Source organism: Sorangium sp. So ce726, from assembly GCF_051521405.1.
Classification (GTDB): domain Bacteria; phylum Myxococcota_A; class Polyangia; order Polyangiales; family Polyangiaceae; genus Sorangium.
Genome location: NZ_CP150349.1, coordinates 940,015 through 958,938, shown reverse-complemented (window position 1 = coordinate 958,938; position 18,924 = coordinate 940,015). Strand labels below are relative to the sequence as shown.

Genomic DNA, 18,924 nt, shown 5'->3' with positions numbered 1-18,924 from the left:
CGCGGCCCATGGCCGGCTCGATGCGGGCATGGCGCCCCCGCGGGGCTGCCCTCAGGCCTGAGCGCCGCAGCCGCCCAGGGCGCCAGGCTCAGTCGGCGGTGGTCTTCCGCCGCTGGAACTGGGCGAACAGCGTGGCGCGGACGTCGTCGTGCAGCGGCTCGCCCGGGAGCCCCTGGAGCGCGTCGATCGTCAGATCCATCTGCTTCAGGTAGGTGCGACACCTGTCGCACCACGCGAGGTGCCGCGCGCAGCCCTCTTCCTGCTCGGAGGACAGCTTTCCCTCGCTCCTGTCGGTGATCATCTCGGTCAGCTGACAGCACGTGACGATCATGCGCGCTCACCCCCTCGTCATGTAGCGCTCGAGCGCGGCCCTGAGCTTCGATCGGCCACGGTGCAAGAGGACCCGCTGGTTCGCCTCGCTGATACCCAGGATCTCGCAGACCTCGTCGGAGGGACACCCCTCCACGTCGCGCAAGAGGACCACCGCGCGCTGTCCAGGCGCCAGCGTCTCGAGCTCTCGCTGCAGCACGGCGCCTATCTCCTTGCGCAGCAAGAGCACCTCCGGGCTCTGCTCCGTCCACGGAACAGGCGGAGTCGCCCAGTCGCCCGTGCTGTCGAATCGGGCCGGATCGACCGCCGGCTCGCTGCCGTGCTCCCCGTCCTCCAGCCAGGAGACAGGGACCATGCGCTTCTCTCGAGTGCCCCACGTCCTGGCGCGGTTCGTCAGGATCCTGAACACCCATGTCTTCAGCGCAGAGCGCCCCTCGAAGCGCACGAGCCCATCGAAGACCGCCGCCCAGGTCTCCTGGACGACCTCCTGCGCGCCCGCGGGGCCGGCGACCGCCCTTGCGAGCCGGAGCATGGGTGTGTGGAGCTGGTTTACGAGCTGCTCGAAGGCCTGCTCGTCTCCCGCGACCAGCCGGCGGACGAGCGCGATGTCGTCCGCCGGCGCCGCGCATACGGGCACGGGCGCAGCCGCGCCGCCCGGCGCAAGGAGCGGGCCTACCTCGGCCGATGCGCGCTGCGCCGGTGCGGCCTGTTTGCCGTCGGCGGCGGCCGAGGGGTCGTGGGACACGCGGAGCACGGTATCACGCCGCCGAGCCCCGCATCAATCGACGCGGCGCCGGGGCGGCTCGCCCCGCGGAGGACGGCGGACACCGCCCCGGTCAGAGCGACCTCAGCGCGTCCGTGACCTCCTCCGGCTTCGTCAGGAAGGGGGCGTGGCCCGCGTCGATCGAGATGACCCTCTCGCACGGCAAGGCGGTGTATTGCTGCTTCTGCTCTGCAGGGCTGATGGCGAGATCCTTGAGCGCCTCGATGTAGACCCGGGGGACCCTCCCCCACCTCTCCTCCGTGACATGGATCGGCTCGTCGAACGGCTTCGCGGGCTCCTCGCGCAGGTGGTTCTCGAGCCGCGCGACGTCCTCCGGAGAGCAATCCTGGCAGAAGGCGTTCGCGGCCCATCCCTCCTTGAAGGTCAGCGTCGTGCCGTCTTCCGAAGCGGCCGCGTACTCCTTGATCGCGGCCGCTTCGTCGTCGGCCCACTCCTGGCCCAGCGACTGGCCATCTTTGAGCAGGAACGCGGTCAGGTAGACGAGCGTCTTCACCTTGTCGGGCCGCTGCTCGGCGGCCTGGCTCACCACGGTGCCGCCCATGCTGTGGCCGACGAGGATCACGGGGCGCGAGGCGCTGTCGATGGCCTCCACCACGGCGTCGGTATAGGCCTGCAGGCCGGCGTCCGCGACGGGCGTCTGGTCGTCGCCGTGAGCGGGGAGATCGAGGGCGATCACCTCGTTGCCGCCGGCCTCGAGGAGCGGCACCACCTTGTCCCATGCCCATGCGCCCACGAAGGCGCCGTGGACGAGAACATACGTGTTCTTGTCCGAGCCCTGGGCCCCGCCCCCCGCGCCCCCGTCCGTGTCGCTGCCGCCGCAGCCGGGCAGCGCGGACGACATGAGCGCAGAGGCCGAGATCATGGTGCCAAACCGCAGGACCTTGCGAAGCAGACCGTTCATGGATGTCTCCTCATCGTCGCGAGGCTCTCCTCGAGCGCGACGTCATCGGTATTTCGACGTGCGATGGATGCGCGCGCCTCTGCGCCCGGGCGTGTCCCCGGCGCCGTGACGGCTATCCCGCTACCTGCACAGTCTCGGAGGCGGTCCGAACGTTACAGCCCCATCGAGGAATCGTACGGGGCTGTGGCCGCGTCCCTTCCCAGGCGGGACGGCGCCGGGCACGGGGCCGCCGGCGCGCCCGGTGACCCTGGTGGCGATGGGCGTTCTGGGCTAGACGCGTCGCCATGCCATCGGAGAGCGCCATGCCTGGCCGAGACGATCTCGTCGAGCGCGACCGCCGCTGCGTGATGCACCCCTACGCGGCGCCCCTCTCGAGCGCGCCGCTCTTCGCCGTCGAGCGCGCCGAGGGCGTCCGCCTCACCCTGACGGACGGCCGCGAGCTCATCGACGGCATGGCGTCCTGGTGGGCCGCCATCCATGGCTACGCCCACCCGGCGCTGACGGCGGCGATCAGCGCCCAGCTCGGGCGGATGAGCCACGTGATGTTCGGGGGCCTCACCCACGCACCGGCGGTCGAGCTGTGCGAGGCGCTGGTGGCGCTCACGCCCGAGCCGCTGACGCGCGTCTTCCTCGCCGACTCCGGATCCGTGTCGGTCGAGGTGGCCATCAAGCTCGCTCTCCAGTTCTTCATCGCGCGGGGGCAGCCCGAGAAACGCCGCCTGCTCAGCGCGCTCGGCGGCTACCACGGCGACACGTTCGGCGCGATGGCGGTCACCGATCCCGTCAATGGCATGCACCACCTCTTCCGCGGCGCGCTCGCGCAGCACCTGTTCGCGGAGGCGCCCGGGCCGGCGTTCGACGCGCCCTGGTCGCCGGACGCCCTGAGCAGCATGGCCGCGCTGCTCGAGCAGCACGCGCACGAGGTCGCCGCCGTGATCCTCGAGCCGATCGCGCAGAACGCCGGCGGGATGCGCTTCTATCACCCGCAGTACCTGCGCGAGCTGCGCGCGCTCTGCGACCGCCACGGCGTGCTGCTCATCTTCGACGAGATCGCGACCAATTTCGGCCGCACCGGGGAGCTGTTCGCGTGCCAGCACGCGGGCGTCGCGCCAGACATCATGTGCCTCGGCAAGGCCCTCACCGGCGGCACGATGACCCTGGCCGCCACGCTCTGCACCGAGCGCGTGGCCGCGACGATCGCCGGCAACGAGCCGCGCGTGTTCATGCACGGCCCGACGTACATGGGCAATCCGCTCGCCTGCAGCGTCGCGCTGGCCAGCATCCGGCTCTTGCTCGCCTCGCCGTGGCGCGCGCGCGTCTCGGCCATCGAGGCGCAGCTGCGCCGCGAGCTCGCCCCGTGCCGCGCGCTCGACGCGGTGGCCGACGTGCGCGTGCTCGGCGCCATCGGCGTGGTCGAGCTCAAGCAGCCCGTCGACACGGCGCGCGTGCAGCCGGCGTTCGTGGAGCGCGGCGTCTGGTTACGGCCTTTCGGGAAGCTGGTCTATACCATGCCGCCTTACATCATCGAGCCAGCCGACCTATCGCGCATCAGCGAGGCGATCGTGGGCGTGCTGTCGGGGCTCTGAGCCGCGGGACGGCGCCCCTCGGGTGAAGGGCGCCCTTGAATCGAACCTGGACGCGCGCCTGGACAGCCCGCCGTGCTAGCGTGCACGCGCAAGCCATCGCTCCGGCGCACACGGAGCACACACGACCACGGGAGATACGAAGATGACCAAGGGCGCATGTCTATGCGGGACTGTCCGCTTCGAGATCGACGGTCCGTTCCAGACCATGCTGAACTGTCACTGCTCGATGTGCCGCAAGTTCAACGGCACGGCGTTCACCACGGCCGTTGTCGCGCCGCTGCCCGGCTTTCGCTGGCTCGCCGGCGAGGACGCCATCCGCCCCTCCTGCGCGAGCGACCGTCGCTCCTTCTGCGCCACCTGCGGCTCGGCCACGCCGATGCTCCGCCCCGAGAGGCAGCTCGCCGTGCTCCATGCCGGCAACCTGGAGGGCGATCTCGGAATCGAGCCGAGGTTCCACCAGTTCGTCGGCTCCAAGGCGCCCTGGTACACGATCACGGATTCCCTGCCGCAGTTCGAGGAATGGCGGCCCGAGATGCAGGCGCCGGTCGTCTCGCGCCCCGCGGTCGAGCCGAAAGAGGGCGTCACCCAGGGGAGCTGCCTGTGCGGCAGTGTGGCCTTCGAGTTCGACGGCACGCCCCTCCGCATGGTGAGCTGCCACTGCGCGCGCTGTCGCCTCGGGCGCAGCTCCGCGCACGCGACCAACGTCTTCGTCGCCCTGGACAACTTCCGCTGGATCCACGGTGACGCGCAGATCGCGAGCTACAAGGTGCCCGACGCGCGGTTCTTCACCGTCGCGTTCTGCAAGCGCTGTGGCGGCGCGGCACCGCGCCAGTCACCCGAGCGCGGCTTCGCCGTGGTGCCCGCGGGCGTGCTCGACACCGATCCCGGCATCCGCCCCGCAGCCCACATCTTCGTCGACTCCAAGGCGAGCTGGTTCCCGATCACGGACGACCTGCCCAGGTTCGCCGAGTACCCGCCCCAGGCCTGACGAGGGCATCGGGCAATCAGCAACAGCACCTTCACCGTACGGGCGTCCTGGAACGCCCACGTGCACACGCGGTCACTCAGGCCCCCGGGCGCCGCCCGGCCCGCAGCGCGTCTCGCCGAGCGAGCAGCCACGTGTGCGCCTCGCCCTCCGTGTCGAAGAACTGCTGAGGGTAGGGCTGTCCTGTGAGCATCTGCACGCCCTTCGCGAGGAGCGCCACGATCACGCGCATGGAAAAGCTCGCTCCGATGATCGCGACCGCATCGATGCGCGCTCCCCGCATTTCTTCCGTCACCGCCTTGCGCACCGGCGCCGAGACAGGGCCCATGTGACGCACGTCGGCGAGCACCAGGACGTCGCGGCCGCTCTCCGCCACGCGCTGGATCGCGCCGAGGACAGCGCGCACTCGATCTTCCGTGACCTCGCCGTGGATCGCCACCCGCACGATGCCGTCGGGGTCGTCACGAACATCGGGGCTCGCTGCGTTGAGGCCGAGATCGCTCATGCCAACCATGCTAGCGCCTCGGCCGCGCGGCGGGGCGCAACCTCTCACGGTCCGCCGAGCTCAGCTGGAGGTCCGAGGCGAGCCCGACCGCCACGATCACGCGATCTGCCACGGCACCGCCACCGTACGGGCTGTCCTGGAACGCCCCCGAGCACACGCGCGATCACTCAGGTGCCCGGGCGCCGCCCGGCCCGGAGCGCGTCTCGCCGAGCGAGCAGCCACGCGCGCGCCTCGCCCTCTGCCTCAAAGAATTGCTGTGGATAGGGCTGGCTTGTGAGCATCTGCACGCCCTTCGCGATGAGCGTCGCGATCACGCGCAGCGAAAAGCTCGGTCCGATGATCGCGACCGCACCGATGCGCGCGCTCCGCACCCCGTCCGCCGTCACCTTGCGCGCCGGAGCCAGGAAAGAGCCCATGCGACGCACATCGGCGAGCAGCAGGACGTCGCGGCCGCCCTCCGACGCGCGCTGTAGCGCAGCGACGAGAACGCGCGCTCGGTCTTCCGTGAGCTCCCCATGGATCTCCAGCCGCAGGATGCCGTCGGGCTCCTCACGAACATCGAGGCTCGCGTCCTCGGGGCCGAGATCGCTCATGCTCCGCATGCTAGCGCCTCTGCGGAGAAGAGATCCAAACGTTTCGGACACGTCAGGCCCCAGCCGCGCAACCTGCCCCGGATGGACAGAGCATTCTCCTGTGTGTTCCGACCCCCTCCTGGGAAAGCTACCTTGTATCAACAGCTGACCCGCACGTCGAAGTGGCCGCCTTCACTCCGCGGCTCCGCCGTCGCCCGGCGCGCTTCCGAGAAGGCCTGAGTCAGTCGTCAACACGACGGAAGCCGCCGCTCGGGCCCGCGCGCCCTCACGGCCGTCCGGGCCCGGCTGGATGTCCGAGGCGAGCCCGACCGCCGCGAGCGCGCGGATGAACAGGAAGGCGAGGTCGTGCTGCCCGGGTGCCATCGCTTGCCGGGCGGCGCGCGGGAAGGCGTGGTGGTTGTTGTGCCAGCCCTCGCCGAAGGTCAGGACCGCCACCCAGCCCACGTTGCGGCTCCCGTCGCGGGTATCGAACGCGCGGTTGCCGAAGCGGGCCGCGTGGCAGACGGAGTTCACCAGATAGGTCGCGTGCATCCAGCACACGAGCGGCACGAAGAACACGAAGGGCACCGCGGCCCAGCCGAGGGCGAGACCGGCGAGCAGCAACGCCGCGACCTGCGGGGCGAAGCGCCAGCGGAGCAGCCACCGGTAGTAGGGATCGCCGACCAGATCGCGGCCGTATTTCTCCGGATCGCGGGGGTCGGTCGAGCCATCGTCGAGGATCCACCCGAGGTGGGCGTACCAGAGGCCGCGGCGCGGCGAGTGGACGTCGCCTTCGCGATCGGTGTGGGCGTGGTGCCGCCGGTGCGTGGCCACCCACGCGATCGGGCTGCCCTGGCCGCTGATCATCGCCACCGACACGAGCGCATACTCGACCCATTTCGGGCAGCGGAACGCGCGGTGCGAGAGCAGCCGGTGCAGGCCGACCACGGTAGAGAGCTGGAGCGCCGCGTAGAGCGCTGCGGCGAGGGCGATGAAGCTCGCCCGGATCGGCAGGAACAGCCCGAGGAGGGCGCCGGCGTGCACCAGGGCGAAGTAGGCGATCGCGACGAGGCGGGTGCGGCCCTTCATGACGGATCCCCTCACGCTGCCGCGCTGGAGCGGCCCGCCCGGCGGGGCCGGATCCGCGCAAGGCCGCGCGGATCTGCGCGGCAGGACGACGCCTCGATGCGCTGCGGCTCGAGGCCGAGCTCCCGCATCTTCTCCGCGTCCCAGGCCTCGATCGGATCGCGCCCGGCGATGTAGCTGCGTGAGCGGTTGGCGAGCGGCGCGCGCAGGCTCATCACCTCGGGCGCCGACATGACGACACACGCCTTGTAACGGGGCAGATCGCTCGTCATCAGCCGATTCCACACGTGGCGGCCCACGTTGTGGAGGCTCCCGAGCGCGCGGCTCAGGCGCTGGAAATGGTCGATCACCTCCGAGGGGTGCAGCCGAGGCGGGCGGTGGCAGAGGGTGTATCCATCGAGGTCCCGGCTGATCACCCCGGGAAGGAGCCGGCCCTCGGCCGCCACCTGCGCAAAGAAGGGCGTCTCCGGGTACGGGCAGACGATGCCAAGGAAGGTGGGGCAGTGATCGCCGAGATCATGGAGGTACTCGGGCACCCGCTGGAGGTAGTCGTTGGTGTCCCCGTCCGCGCCCACGAGGAGCCCGAAGGAGAGGACGATGCCACTCGCGAAGGCCCGCTGAATGACCTCCCGGACCTCGCTCAGCTTGTTCTGGCCCTTGTTCATCGAGCTGATCGACTCGGGGTTCAGCGACTCGAGCCCTGTATAAACGTAGCGGCACCCTGCCCGCCCCATGAGGCGCACCAGCTCCGGGTCGCGCAGCACGTTGAACGTGAGCGCGCAGCCCCAGATCTTCTTGAGGGGCATCAGCGCCTCGCAGAGCTCGCGCAGGTAGCGGGGCGAGCCCCCCAGGTTGTTGTCGAGGAAGCTGAACACATTGTTGGTCACGCCCGGGATGCGCTGGTTGAAGATCATCCGGTCGCGGATGTCCCGGATCACGTGGTCGATGGGGCGATAGCGATACTGTTCGTGCCCGGTCAAAACGCAGAAGTTGCAGGAGAAGGGGCAGCCGCGCGACGCCTCGATGCCGGGCAGGCGGACGAGGTTGTTCCGGTAATCGACAAGGTCATAGCGGTAGGTGGGGATCTGCTCCGGGGGCACCGGCGGGAGCGCATAGACGGGCTGGAGCTCGCCCCGCTGGAAGTCGGCGATGAGGGCCGGGAGGTTGGCCTCCGGGTCCTCCGCGACCACGGCGTCGAAGTACTGCAGCGCGTCCGCCCGGAAATGGCTCGCATGCCGCCCGCCGGCGACGGTGGTCATGCCTTGCCGCCGGAACAGGGTGGAGAGGACCTTGGTGTGCTCGTAATAGGCGTGCAGGTACGAGAAGAACACAAGGTCCCAGTGGCGGTCGAGCGGGATGTCCGTTTCCTTCTCGTTGTAGAGCTCGATCTCGGCGTCGGGCGGGCACAGGGCCGCGAGCAGCTCGGGCACCGACGATTGCATGATCGAGCGCTCCTTGCGGAGCAGTCGGCTCGGGTGCGTATAGGTCGAGATGATTGCGATGCGCATCGAGGACACTCCTGGTTCAGTTCAGGACGTATCACACCCTCGAGGCAAGGGGGGCGGAGACGAGGAGGCGGGCAGGTGCGCTACAAATGCGCCCTACACTGAGTAGAGGTCAGTCCAACGAGCACTTCACACGACATGAGGACACAAGAGGCACCTCAGTCGGCCCCCGGATCCCCAAGCGCTAACCAGGCTCGTCCGGTCGCGCTCAGGGGCACGAACCCCCTCCACCCCACCATCGTCACCAACGTTTACGTGAACGTTTACGTGGACGTTTACGTGGACGTTTACGTGAACGTGGTCGTGGTCGTGGTCGTGGTCGTCAACGGTAAGCCGTGAACGACCACGACCACGACCACGTTCACGTAAACGTCCACGACCACGACCACGTTCACGTAAACGTAAACGTTCAGAGACAGTAGAACGCGACGCTAATCTTGGTTAACGCCCAGGCCCGGTCCCACCCCCGTCATGGTCGCGTAACCGAATCGCACGATTAAAATGTAATTCATACCACAATCATCAACAAGCTCATCACCGAATCGAAACATCTCCTCGCGCAGCATCCCGGGCTCCGGGGGTCGACCGGACTGGCCAGTTGCGATTTCACGGAGACGTGACATTCACAACGCACGTTCTGGCGTAGTGTGAAAGTGGCCGCCGCTGTCTGCCTCGGCCATTTCTTGCACTCGTCTTCGAAGGCCAACAGGTGTCATCGTGCTAAAGTTATCCTTGTTCCCGCGCGCCCTCTCGCGCGCGGGGTATTCTCTTCTCCGGCGTGACCGCATTCGATGGGTGTCGGCCATGGCGCTCGCGACCGCCTGGGGCTGCGGCGGGTCGCCGGAACCTGGCGAGCTCGGGACCGCCGAGCTCGCCGCCACCCTCCCGAGCGGGCGCGTGGTCATCAGCCAGGTGTACGGCGGCGGGGGCAACGCGGGGGCCGTCTTCACGCACGACTTCGTCGAGCTGTTCAATCGGTCGAACCAACCGGTGTCGCTCGCGGGGTGGTCCATCCAGTACGCGAGCGCCAGCGGCACGGGCGCCCTCGGGGCCACGACGACGCAGCTCACGGAGCTGCCCGCGATCACCCTGCAGCCCGGCCAGTACTTCCTCGTCCAGGAGGCCGGGGGCTCTGGCAGCGGCGCGCCGCTCCCCGCCGCCGACCTCGTCGATGCGACCCCCATCAACATGAGCGGCTCGGCCGGCAAGGTCGCCCTCGTCCGGCAGGCCACGGGCCTCGGCTGCAACGGCGGCACCGCGCCCTGCTCGGCGGCCCAGGAGGCGCTGATCGAGGATCTGGTCGGCTTCGGCGCGGCGAGCTACTTCGAGGGCACCGCGCCGGCGCCGGCGACCGCCAACGCGACGGCGTCGCTCCGGCAGGGCGCTGGCTGCCAGGACACGGGCAGCAACGTCGACGACCTCTCGACCGGGACGCCCACGCCCCGCACCACCTCGACCGCGGCGCTCACGTGCGGCGGCGACACCCCGCCGGCGGTGACCTCGACAGCGCCCAGCGACGGCGCGACCAGCGCCGACCCGACCGCGAGCCTGAGCGTGACGTTCAGCGAGGCCGTGGTCGTCACGGATGCCTTCGAGCTCTCCTGCGCGGGCAGCGCGCGCCCATTCGCGGTCAGCGGCGGCCCCCTCGCCTTCACGCTCACGCCGGCCGAACCGCTCCCCCCGAACACCGCGTGCCTCCTCGTCGTCCGGGCGAGCGGCGTGCAGGAGCAGGACCCGGGGAGCAACGGGACGATCGATCCCTTGCCCGCCGACGTGTCGCTCTCGTTCACCACGGCGCAGGCGGCGCAGGCTATCGCGATCCACGACATCCAGGGGCGCGCGCACCTCTCGCCGCGTTCGGGCGCGGTCGTGAAGACGACTGGCCTCGTGGCGACCCTGCGCAGCAACGGCTTCACCGTGGAGTCGCCGGCGCCGGACAGCGATCCGGCCACCTCCGAAGGTCTGCTCGTCTTCACCGGCGCTGCGCCGTCGGTGAGGGTCGGCGACCTTGTCGAGCTCACCGGCGAGGTCACGGAGTACCGCGCCGGCTGCGCGGACCCGTGCACGCCCTCCCGCGGCAGCGCGTACCACAACCTGACCGTCACCGAGCTCGCCCGCCCGCAGATCACCGTCCTCTCGAGCGGCCATGCGCTGCCGGCCCCGGTCTCGATCGGCTTCGCGCCCGGCGCGCGCCGTCCCCCGACGCAGGCCATCGAGGACGACGCCAGCGGCAGCGTCGAGGCCGCGAACAGCTTCGACTCCGAGGCCGACGGCATCGATTTCTGGGAGAGCCTCGAGAGCATGCGGGTGAGCATCAACGCCCCTGCCGTCGTGGGCCCCACCCGCGAGTTCCCGAGCTCCGGGACCGCGGAGATCGCGCTGGTCCCGGGCGACCGCGACGCGGGCACGGGCGACGCAGCCGGCCTGCGCAGCGCGCGCGGGGCCGTCGTCGTCAGCCCCGGCGACTTCAATCCCGAGCGGATCCTGCTCCAGGTCCCCCTGCGCGCCTCGGCGCCCGCGCTGGACGTGGGCGCCACGTTTGCCGGGCCGATCGTGGGCACGGTCGACTACAACTTCGCCAACTACAAGCTCCTGCCGGTCAACGACGCGCTCCCCGCGGCGACCTCGACGCTCTCGCGCGAGGTCACGTCGCTCGGACCGCGGACCGCCGACGACCTCGACGTGGCCGCGTTCAACGTCGAGAACCTCGATCCGGGCGACCCGCAGGACAAGTTCGATCGCCTCGCCCGGATCCTCGTCGAGAACCTCGGCAGCCCCGACCTGGTCGCGCTCGAAGAGGTCCAGGACAACAACGGCCCGACCAACAATGGAGTGGTGGACGCCTCGACCACGTTCGCGCGGCTCATCGCCGCGATCGCGGCCGTGCCGGGCGGCCCCACCTATGAGTTCCGCAGCATCGATCCGACCGACGGCACGGACGGCGGGGAGCCCGGCGGCAACATCCGTGTGGGCTTCCTGTTCCGGACCGACCGCGGGCTCGAGTTCGTCGATCGCGCGGGCGCCGGCGCCCTGACGCCAAACGAGGTGCTCGGCGGCGCAGGCAGCGTGTCGCTGCGCTACAGCCCCGGCCGCATCGACCCGGGCAATCCGGCCTTCGCCAGCAGCCGCAAGCCGCTGGCAGGCGAGTTCCGCTGGAACGGCCAGCCGCTGTTCGTGGTGGCCAACCACTGGAACTCCAAGGGCGGCGACGAGCCGCTCTACGGGCGCTTCCAGCCCCCGACCCTCTCGAGCGAGGTCCAGCGGAGGCAGCAGGCCACCGTGGTGGCCGGCTTCGTGCGGCAGATCCTCGACAGCGATCCTTCCGCCAACGTCGTCGTCCTGGGCGACCTGAACGACTTCCAGTTCTCGGCGCCGCTCGGCATCCTCAAGGACGCCGGGCTGACAACGCTCATCGAGACGCTCCCGCCGGAGGAGCGCTACACGTATGTGTTCGACGGCAATGGCCAATCGCTCGACCACACGCTGGTCAGCGCCAACCTGGCCGGGCCGAAGCTCGTGGGCTTCGACGTCGTCCATGTCAATGCGGAGTTCGCCGACCAGGCCAGCGACCACGACCCCGGCGTCGCGCGCTTCCGCATCGCGCCCGCGCCGGACATGGATGGCGACGGCGTGCCCGACGCGAGCGACAACTGCCCGGCGGAGCCCAACGCCTCCCAGGTGGACTCGGACGGCGACGGCCTCGGCAACACCTGCGACCTCGAGTGCATCAGCCTTCGGCGCGGCGCGTTCGGGGGCGTGCAGGACTCCTTCGTCGAGGGCCCCACGACGGGGTGGGCGTACGGCGCGTATCCCTACCTCATCACGAGCGCGAGCGCGGTCCAGCCTGCGACGGCGGTCCTCGCCTACGATCTGTCGTTCATCCCGGAGGGCTCCAGCGTGACCTCGGCGACGCTATCGCTGTCGTATGCCTGGAAGCCTGCGGGCAGCGTCGTGACCGTGCACGGCGTGAACGGCGCCTGGGAGGAATCCACGCTCCATGGGGGCGGGTTCAGCGGATACAGCCCGGCCGTCGAGGCCTCCCTCACCACGCTGGCGCAGACCGACGCGTTCGTCACCGCCGATCTGACGTCCCTCGTGCAGGGCTGGGTCAACGGCGCGCAGCCGAACCACGGTGTCGCGCTGGTCGACGGGAGCAACAGGACCGACTTCCGCGCGAGCGAGTATCCCGACGCCGCGCGCAGGCCGAAGCTCGACGTCTGCTACTACGCAGCCGAGTAGCCCGCCGGATCGACCGCCCGCGCCCGCCCAACCGCTCTCGGTGACATCGCTCAGCCGCCGCGCCGCCTGCGGCTCCCGCGCCTGCGCAGGAAGTCGATGAAGGCCGAGAGCTTGGGCGGCACGTGCGCCCGGCTCGGGTAGTAAAGGAAATACCCCGGGAAGGGCGGGCAGAAACCCTCGAGGACGCGCGCGAGGCGCTTGCCGTGGAGCTCGTCCCGCACCGTCGCCTCCAGGACGTAGGCGAGCCCGATGCCGTCGACGGCGGCGCGGACCATGAGATCGGGATCGTTGCACACGAGAGGCCCGCTCACCGCGATGTCGAAGTCCTTCCCGTTCTCGGTGAACTCCCACCTGTAGACATTCTGGCTCGTGATCTGCCGGTAATTGATGCACGCGTGCGCGTGCAGGTCGCGCGGGTGCTTTGGCTTCGCGCGCGCTGAAAGATACGCCGGCGACCCCACGACGGCCATGCGCTGGTCCTCGCTGACGCGGACCGCGATCATCTCGCTGTCGAGCGTCTCGCCGAGGCGGATGCCCGCGTCGAACCCTTGCGCGACGATGTCCGCGAGCCCGTCCTCGATCGCCACGTCGACGCGGATCTCCGGGTAGGCCGCGACGAACGCCGCGAGCACCGGCTCGATCACCTGCCGGCACGCGATCCTCGGGACATTCAGCCGCAGCGTCCCCGCGGGTCGATCGCGCAGCTCGTCGAGCGCCTCGAACGAGGCGCGGACCTCCGCGAGCGCGGGCCGGAGCCGCTCGAGGAAGCGGGCGCCGGCCTCGGTCAGGCCCACGCTGCGCGTCGTGCGCTGGAGGAGCCGCACGCCGAGCCGCCGCTCGAGCCCGGTGATCGTCTGGCTCACCGCCGAGGGCGTCACGCGCAGCTCCGCCGCCGCTCGGGTGAAGCTCCGCTTCTCGGCCACGACGAGGAGCACCGACAGGCCCGCCAGGTCGTCCTGGATCATGAAGTTCAGCTTAACATCCCGTGCAGATTCACCCCGTTTTTCGGCGGAGCACCGCGATGTAGGCTCCCCGTCGAAGGCACAGGAGAGAGACCCATGAGCACTGCAAACAACGGTTCCAGGATCTGGTTCATCACCGGCGCGTCCTCGGGCTTCGGCCGCGCGATCGCCGAGGAGGCGCTCCGGCGTGGCGACTCGGTCGTGGCGGCGGCGCGCGGCGTCGACGCGCTCGCGGGCCTCGCGGCGGAGGCGCCAGGGCGCGTCGAGGTCGTGAAGCTGGACGTCACGAAGCCGGACGACATCCGCCGCGGCGTCGCGGCGGCGCTCGCGCGCTTTGGCCGGATCGACGTGCTTGTGAACAACGCGGGCTACAGCCTGGTCGGCGCGGTCGAGGAGACCAGCGACGAGGAGCTCCGCGCGGCGATGGAGGCGATGTTCTTCGGCGCCGTGGCGCTCACCCGCGAGGTGCTGCCGCACATGCGCAGCCGCAAGAGCGGCGCGATCGTCCAGATCACGAGCATGGGCGGCCTCACGACGGGGCCCGGCTTCGGCGCCTATTGCGCCGCGAAGCACGCGCTCGAAGGGCTCTCGGAGTGCATGGCCGCCGAGCTCGCGCCGCTCGGCGTCCGCGTCCTCATCGTCGAGCCGGGCGCGTTCCGCACGCGCCTCTTCGGGGGCGCCTTCCGGTCCATGCCGGCGCTCGACGCCTACGCGCCCACCGTCGGCGCGACGCGCGCGTACGCGGCCGGGTCCGACGGATCGCAGCCGGGCGATCCAGCGAAGGCGGCGCGCGCGATCATCGATGCGGTCGGGCTCGACCCGATGCCGCTCCGCCTGCCGCTCGGCGCCGACGCGGTGGGCGGCATCCGCGCGAAGCTCGCCAGCGTCGCGGCCGACGTCGACCGCACCGAGGCGATCGCGCTCGACACCACGGTTGACGCCGCGGCGAGCGGCGCGTGACAGGAACACGCACGGCGCGGTGAGGCCGGCGCTCACCGGGAGCGCCAGGGCCGTCCCTCCTCTCAAGACCGTCGTCGCCTCTCCGTACGCGGGCACATTCCCCGCCGGATTCATGGAGGGCAAGATCGGCTCGGCGACGATCACCTCCACAGGCCCGATCCTCGCTGTCGCGAACGAGGGCACCAGCGTGTCCGTGGCCGGAGCGGACTGCCTTGGCTACTACGACGGGCTCGCCGCGCCGCTGGTCAAGCACCGGTATCCCTTCCCTGGCAGCGCCTACGAGGCCAGCGCGAAGGTGACGATCCTGAACGCGGGGGATCAGGCCGTGGCGATCACGGGCACGTTCACCTGCCGCGATGCCAGCGATAACACCTTTGCCTCGTACAACAAGGTCCTCACCGCGCAGCCGGGCGCGACGGTCGACTTCTCTCCTGCGTCGATCGGCGTCATCCCCGAAGGGAAGCTCTGCGCGGCCACGTTCACCACCCCGGCGAACCTCTTGCACAAGCTGGCGGCCACGATCACCGAGACCCACGTGAGCATGACGCCTGACGGCGCGACCTACGAGGGGATAGGTCTGTAACTTCCAGGGACCGCCAGGGGCAAGGACTATCTGGGCTTCCCCACCCCCATGGTCACTGCGCTCAGGCGGGGACCTTCGCGGCGGAGTACTGGAACAAGTTCGTCGACCGGTTCCTCAAGGGACAGTCCGTGAGCACGGCAGACCTCTTCACCGAGAGCTTCACGTTCGACGCTGCCAAGTGGCAGGACGGGGACATTCGCACGCTGGACTGAAGCGCTTCAGGCTGCCCTTCGCGTCGGGCCAGCGCATCACTTCGCGCCAGCGCGCCGCAGCACCTCGGCGCGCTCGGCGTCGGTCGGCTCGCGCTGGCAGTCCTTCCCGGCGCTCTGCAGGACATCGAGCTGGCGAACGAGATCCTGGGGATCCACGCTCAGGCATCCTTCCTCGAACTCGGAGCACTCGGCGACCGAGAGCGCGGTCCCCGCGACATAGCGGCAATCGGGATCCCCGGGCGGGTACCTCAGGAACGTGGAGGCATTCTTGAAGAGACACGCCGCGTCCGACGGTGTGTTCGCCTTCTTGCAGCGGGCGGCGGCGATGCGCGCCATCCGGTCCAGCTCGGCCGCCGGATACATGGGAACCCGGGGGCGAGCGGGCTCAGCGCTCGCGGCGCCGGCGGCCCGCGGGCCCGCGGCGGGCTGCGGCGCTCCAGAACACGCGCTCGCGAGGAGCGCGCACGCGCCGGCGAGGACGAGCAACGACCCCCCAGGCCTCATGGAGCGACAAGTACCATACCCGCTTCATCGCCCGCAACGCAGCGAGGTTCCTCCGGCGCCCGCCGTCCAGCGGTCACGCGGGGACCATGACGGCGCGCCAGCCGGCGCGCGCGTGGCTCGAGACGTGAGCAGACGGGGGCGGCGCAACGAGCTAGAACCAGGCGGAGTGAACAGGGAGAGAACCGTGGCCGCCGCGAAGTCCACCCGGAACGATGTGCAGGGCGCTCTGGAGCTCGCGGTGTTCGCCGGGGGCCGCGTGACGCGGCACCCGCTGCCAGCCGAGGGCCGGGTGTCGCTCGGCCGGTCGCCGGAGAACGACGTCCCGATCGACGACAGCTCCGTCTCGCGCCGGCACGCGATCATCCACCTCGGCCCGCCCATCGCGATCGAGGACCTCGGGAGCGCGAACGGGACCCGCCTCCGCCGCGAGCGCAGCGCCGGGCCGACGACCAAGCTCCTCGAGCTCCAGCCCGAGCAGGGCAAGACGATGGAGCTCTCGGTCGGGGACGCGGTCAACCTCGGCTCGACGCTGATCGTGATCCTGCCGCGCGAGGGCGCCGCGAGCGCAGCCCCGGGCCAGGGGCAGGGCCAGCCCATCGTGCTCGACCCGGCCATGGAGCGGCTCTACGCGCTGGCCGAGCGCGTGGCCGGCGCGCCGATCACCGTGCTCTTGCTCGGCGAGACGGGCGCCGGCAAGGAGGTGCTGGCCGAGCACATCCACCGGCGCTCGCCGCGCGCGCAGGGGCCCTTCGTGCGGCTCAACTGCGCGGCGCTCTCCGAGTCGCTCCTCGAGAGCGAGCTGTTCGGCCACGAGCGGGGCGCGTTCACGAGCGCGGTCCAGACGAAGCAGGGCCTCCTGGAGACCGCCGAGAAGGGCACGGTGCTGCTCGACGAGGTGGGCGAGCTGCCGCCCGGCATCCAGGTGAAGCTCCTGCGCGTGCTCGAGGAGCGGAAGGTGATGCGCGTCGGAGGGCTGAGCCCGCGGCCCATCGACGTGCGCTTCATCTCGGCGACGAACCGCGATCTGGCCGCCGAGGTGAAGCGGGGCGCTTTCCGGGAGGACCTGTTCTTCCGGCTGAACGGCATCGCGCTGACGATCCCGCCGCTCCGGGCGCGCATCGCCGAGATCGCGCCGCTCGCTCGCTTGCTCGCCGATCGGACCGCGGGCGCGCTCGGGCGCCCGGCGCCGGCGTTCGCCCGCGAGACGCTCGCCGCGCTGGAGGCGCACGGCTGGCCCGGCAACATCCGCGAGCTGCGCAACGTCATCGAGCGCGCGGTCGTGCTCTCCGGCGGGGACACGCTGCTCCCGGAGCACCTCCTGCTCGACGCCGCCGCTGCGCTACCGGCCGCGCCCGCCGAAGCGCGCCCCGCGGCGGCGCCCGCCGAGACGCGCCCCGTGGCGTCCCCCGCCGAGACGCGCCCCGCGGCGGCGCCCGCCGAGGCCACCGCGCCCGCCGGCACCGCCCCCCCGGCCGAGGGCGCAGGCGGCCTGCGGAGCGAGCTCGACGCGATCGAGCGGCGGCGGATCGTCGATGCGCTGGAGCAGTGCGCGGGGAACCAGACGCAGGCCGCGGCGCTCCTCGGCATGCCCCGCCGCACCTTCGTGGCCCGGCTGAGCGCCTACGGCATCCCGCGGCCGCGCAAGGGCAAGGCCACGCGCTGACGCGCGCCGGCGGCGCAGGGCCTCACTTCGAGCCGAGGAGCTTCAGCAGCTCTGCCCGCTCGGAGTCGGTCGGCTCGCGATTGCAGTCCTTGCCGGCGTTCTGCAGGGCCGCGAGCTGGTGGTCGAGATCCTTCGCGTCCACGCTCTGGCAGCCCTCCTCGAAATCGGAGCACTCGGCGACGGACAGCGCGGTCCCCGACACGTAACGGCAATCCGGGTCCTCGGGCCGATATTTGAGGAATGGAGTGGCCTCGGTGAGGAGACACGCCGAGTCCGAGGGCGCATTCGCCTTCTTGCAGCGCGCGGACGCGACGCGAGCCACCCTGCGCAGCTCCTCGAGCGGATAGCGGCGGCTCCGGGGACCGGCAGGGCTCGCCTCGGCGGTGTCCCCGGCCGGGGCCGCCGGCTGAGCGACGGCCACCGCCGGGGCACCACCCCCCAGGCTCCCCGGTGTCGAGGGCGAGGGCGGCGAAGAGGAGGCGCACCCACAGGCGAGAAGCGCGGCAACTGTGATGAGATGAGTTCCCCCAACCTTCATAGTCAACACATATCACACCTTGTCTCGCACTTTCAATGCAGAGCTCACCCGCCGAGCGCCGATCCCACTCATCAGCACGAGTAAAAATCTACAGTACGAGCACCCCATCGGACGACGGGGTGAGGTCCACGCTCGGGAAGGCTGGTTGAGGATGCGCCGAGCGGCGCTCGCGCAAGCGCCGCTCGCGCAGGTCTTGCTCAAGTTGAGCGAGGGTGACCCGACCTGCGGCGCCGGGACGCGACAGCTCCTCGGATCCGGCCTGAATCCTCGTTTCCTCGCGGTGGCATGACGCCTGCTGAAAGGCCAAGCGCCGCGCGCAGCGCCGCTATCTCGGCAGGAGAGCGCGCAGGCACACCTCGAAGGGAGCTCCATCATCATGCGTGCATTGTTCGCTTCGCTGTCCTTCTCGTTGCTCGCTGGTTGCGCCGTGGCGTCCGCTGAAGAGGCCGCCGCAGAGGATCTCGCCCCGCCGGACGCGGTCGAGCAGTCGGCGGCCAGCAACGCTGTCGCCTTCTCCTCGGCGGCGACGTTTCAGGCAGAGACGCCGTTCTATATCCCGCCGCGCGTCGGCGGTGATGCCGACTTCGGCGGGCACGGGCCGCGCACCACTCTGGAAGTGGAGCTCCACGTCTTCAATGGCAACGAGGTCTGGGCGTCCGTCCATATCGACGCCATCGAGACGAAGAGCGACTGGACGCGCGCCGAGGGGACCGGCTGGTTCCACCTCTACACCGCGCCCCGAGAGATCACCGGGATCCTCAGCCCCACGTACTTCGAGCACGAATACCTCGACACGAACCACGCCCACGACCTCTTCGCGTTCTCGACCGGCAGCCTCGTCTCCCTGCTCGACTATGTCGGCGACACGAAGGGCAGCGAGGCGGGGACCAGGACCGGCGTCCAGGTCTTCTTCCAGCCCATCACCGTGGGTCTCCTGTGAACCCCGGCGCGAGCGCACGCCCGGAGAGGTCCGCCTCTCCGGATGTCGCGCTCGCGCCGGACAAGCCGT

Annotated in this window: 18 protein-coding genes; 8 read left to right on the top strand and 10 right to left on the bottom strand. The window is 70.5% G+C overall.

Features of this window, described 5'->3' with window-relative positions; genetic code table 11:
• Window positions 1-88: 88 nt before the first annotated feature.
• From WME79_RS03540 to WME79_RS03530, 3 genes are all read right to left on the bottom strand, one after another.
• Window positions 89-331, bottom strand: coding sequence for an anti-sigma factor family protein (locus tag WME79_RS03540; protein ID WP_437531878.1), 243 nt, complete (start codon window positions 329-331; stop codon window positions 89-91).
• A 6-nt stretch (window positions 332-337) separates the two neighbouring features.
• Entirely contained in the window at window positions 338-1,075 is a 738-nt protein-coding gene (locus tag WME79_RS03535) for an RNA polymerase sigma factor (protein WP_437531875.1), read from the bottom strand.
• 91 nt (window positions 1,076-1,166) lie between these two features.
• Entirely contained in the window at window positions 1,167-2,015 is an 849-nt protein-coding gene (locus WME79_RS03530; protein ID WP_437531872.1) for an alpha/beta fold hydrolase, read from the bottom strand.
• 302 nt (window positions 2,016-2,317) lie between these two features.
• On the opposite strand from WME79_RS03530, the gene bioA reads away from it, so the two are divergent.
• Window positions 2,318-3,601, top strand: coding sequence for an adenosylmethionine--8-amino-7-oxononanoate transaminase (bioA, locus tag WME79_RS03525; RefSeq protein WP_437531870.1), 1,284 nt, complete (start codon window positions 2,318-2,320; stop codon window positions 3,599-3,601).
• A gap of 142 nt (window positions 3,602-3,743) precedes the next feature.
• A complete protein-coding gene (locus tag WME79_RS03520) occupies window positions 3,744-4,589 on the top strand; it encodes a GFA family protein (RefSeq protein WP_437531867.1) in 846 nt (281 codons plus the stop codon).
• Between the two features lie 76 nt (window positions 4,590-4,665).
• Here the strand turns inward: WME79_RS03520 and WME79_RS03515 are convergent, their stop codons facing one another.
• The 4 genes from WME79_RS03515 to WME79_RS03500 all read right to left on the bottom strand — a co-directional run bounded on the left by WME79_RS03515 (window position 4,666) and on the right by WME79_RS03500 (window position 8,257).
• Window positions 4,666-5,091, bottom strand: a complete 426-nt coding sequence (locus WME79_RS03515; protein WP_437531865.1) for an STAS/SEC14 domain-containing protein — start codon at window positions 5,089-5,091, stop codon at window positions 4,666-4,668.
• Between the two features lie 167 nt (window positions 5,092-5,258).
• Window positions 5,259-5,684, bottom strand: coding sequence for an STAS/SEC14 domain-containing protein (locus WME79_RS03510; RefSeq protein ID WP_437531862.1), 426 nt, complete (start codon window positions 5,682-5,684; stop codon window positions 5,259-5,261).
• 171 nt (window positions 5,685-5,855) lie between these two features.
• A complete protein-coding gene (locus tag WME79_RS03505; RefSeq protein WP_437531859.1) occupies window positions 5,856-6,752 on the bottom strand; it encodes an acyl-CoA desaturase in 897 nt (298 codons plus the stop codon).
• Window positions 6,753-6,763: 11 nt separating this feature from the next.
• Window positions 6,764-8,257: a B12-binding domain-containing radical SAM protein gene (locus WME79_RS03500; protein ID WP_437531856.1), complete on the bottom strand. Its 1,494-nt coding sequence runs from the start codon at window positions 8,255-8,257 to the stop codon at window positions 6,764-6,766.
• Window positions 8,258-8,392: 135 nt separating this feature from the next.
• Here WME79_RS03500 and WME79_RS03495 point away from each other — a divergent pair, with 135 nt between their 5' ends.
• Window positions 8,393-8,593 (top strand): hypothetical protein, encoded by a 201-nt coding sequence (locus WME79_RS03495; RefSeq protein ID WP_437531853.1) that lies wholly within the window; start codon window positions 8,393-8,395, stop codon window positions 8,591-8,593.
• Between the two features lie 465 nt (window positions 8,594-9,058).
• Window positions 9,059-12,493, top strand: a complete 3,435-nt coding sequence (locus WME79_RS03490; protein WP_437531851.1) for a DNRLRE domain-containing protein — start codon at window positions 9,059-9,061, stop codon at window positions 12,491-12,493.
• Between the two features lie 50 nt (window positions 12,494-12,543).
• On the opposite strand, the gene WME79_RS03485 is transcribed toward WME79_RS03490, so the two are convergent.
• Window positions 12,544-13,458 carry a LysR family transcriptional regulator gene (locus WME79_RS03485; protein WP_437531848.1) on the bottom strand — a complete coding sequence of 305 codons (915 nt, stop codon included), beginning with the start codon at window positions 13,456-13,458 and terminating at the stop codon, window positions 12,544-12,546.
• A 93-nt stretch (window positions 13,459-13,551) separates the two neighbouring features.
• Here WME79_RS03485 and WME79_RS03480 point away from each other — a divergent pair, with 93 nt between their 5' ends.
• Window positions 13,552-14,415: an oxidoreductase gene (locus WME79_RS03480; RefSeq protein ID WP_437531845.1), complete on the top strand. Its 864-nt coding sequence runs from the start codon at window positions 13,552-13,554 to the stop codon at window positions 14,413-14,415.
• 19 nt (window positions 14,416-14,434) lie between these two features.
• Entirely contained in the window at window positions 14,435-14,998 is a 564-nt protein-coding gene (locus WME79_RS03475) for a hypothetical protein (protein WP_437531842.1), read from the top strand.
• Between the two features lie 248 nt (window positions 14,999-15,246).
• Here the strand turns inward: WME79_RS03475 and WME79_RS03470 are convergent, their stop codons facing one another.
• Window positions 15,247-15,714: a hypothetical protein gene (locus WME79_RS03470; protein ID WP_437531840.1), complete on the bottom strand. Its 468-nt coding sequence runs from the start codon at window positions 15,712-15,714 to the stop codon at window positions 15,247-15,249.
• Between the two features lie 166 nt (window positions 15,715-15,880).
• Here WME79_RS03470 and WME79_RS03465 point away from each other — a divergent pair, with 166 nt between their 5' ends.
• Window positions 15,881-17,377: a sigma 54-interacting transcriptional regulator gene (locus WME79_RS03465; protein ID WP_437531837.1), complete on the top strand. Its 1,497-nt coding sequence runs from the start codon at window positions 15,881-15,883 to the stop codon at window positions 17,375-17,377.
• Window positions 17,378-17,399: 22 nt separating this feature from the next.
• On the opposite strand, the gene WME79_RS03460 is transcribed toward WME79_RS03465, so the two are convergent.
• Entirely contained in the window at window positions 17,400-17,798 is a 399-nt protein-coding gene (locus tag WME79_RS03460; protein WP_437531835.1) for a hypothetical protein, read from the bottom strand.
• Window positions 17,799-18,291: 493 nt separating this feature from the next.
• On the opposite strand from WME79_RS03460, the gene WME79_RS03455 reads away from it, so the two are divergent.
• Complete coding sequence (locus WME79_RS03455) at window positions 18,292-18,855, top strand: hypothetical protein (protein WP_437531832.1); 564 nt, start codon at window positions 18,292-18,294, stop codon at window positions 18,853-18,855.
• Window positions 18,856-18,924 lie beyond the last annotated feature (69 nt).

What these genes read in the sequence shown, in the direction of transcription:
- WME79_RS03455 (WP_437531832.1), top strand. Translation starts at nt 18,292, where the DNA reads ATGCGTGCATTGTTCGCTTCGCTGTCCTTCTCGTTGCTCGCTGGTTGC.
- WME79_RS03490 (WP_437531851.1), top strand. Translation starts at nt 9,059, where the DNA reads ATGGCGCTCGCGACCGCCTGGGGCTGCGGCGGGTCGCCGGAACCTGGC.
- WME79_RS03530 (WP_437531872.1), bottom strand. Translation starts at nt 2,015, where the DNA reads ATGAACGGTCTGCTTCGCAAGGTCCTGCGGTTTGGCACCATGATCTCG.
- WME79_RS03470 (WP_437531840.1), bottom strand. Translation starts at nt 15,714, where the DNA reads ATGAGGCCTGGGGGGTCGTTGCTCGTCCTCGCCGGCGCGTGCGCGCTC.
- WME79_RS03520 (WP_437531867.1), top strand. Translation starts at nt 3,744, where the DNA reads ATGACCAAGGGCGCATGTCTATGCGGGACTGTCCGCTTCGAGATCGAC.
- WME79_RS03485 (WP_437531848.1), bottom strand. Translation starts at nt 13,458, where the DNA reads ATGATCCAGGACGACCTGGCGGGCCTGTCGGTGCTCCTCGTCGTGGCC.
- bioA (WP_437531870.1), top strand. Translation starts at nt 2,318, where the DNA reads ATGCCTGGCCGAGACGATCTCGTCGAGCGCGACCGCCGCTGCGTGATG.
- WME79_RS03505 (WP_437531859.1), bottom strand. Translation starts at nt 6,752, where the DNA reads ATGAAGGGCCGCACCCGCCTCGTCGCGATCGCCTACTTCGCCCTGGTG.
- WME79_RS03500 (WP_437531856.1), bottom strand. Translation starts at nt 8,257, where the DNA reads ATGCGCATCGCAATCATCTCGACCTATACGCACCCGAGCCGACTGCTC.
- WME79_RS03480 (WP_437531845.1), top strand. Translation starts at nt 13,552, where the DNA reads ATGAGCACTGCAAACAACGGTTCCAGGATCTGGTTCATCACCGGCGCG.
- WME79_RS03540 (WP_437531878.1), bottom strand. Translation starts at nt 331, where the DNA reads ATGATCGTCACGTGCTGTCAGCTGACCGAGATGATCACCGACAGGAGC.
- WME79_RS03510 (WP_437531862.1), bottom strand. Translation starts at nt 5,684, where the DNA reads ATGAGCGATCTCGGCCCCGAGGACGCGAGCCTCGATGTTCGTGAGGAG.
- WME79_RS03495 (WP_437531853.1), top strand. Translation starts at nt 8,393, where the DNA reads ATGAGGACACAAGAGGCACCTCAGTCGGCCCCCGGATCCCCAAGCGCT.
- WME79_RS03515 (WP_437531865.1), bottom strand. Translation starts at nt 5,091, where the DNA reads ATGAGCGATCTCGGCCTCAACGCAGCGAGCCCCGATGTTCGTGACGAC.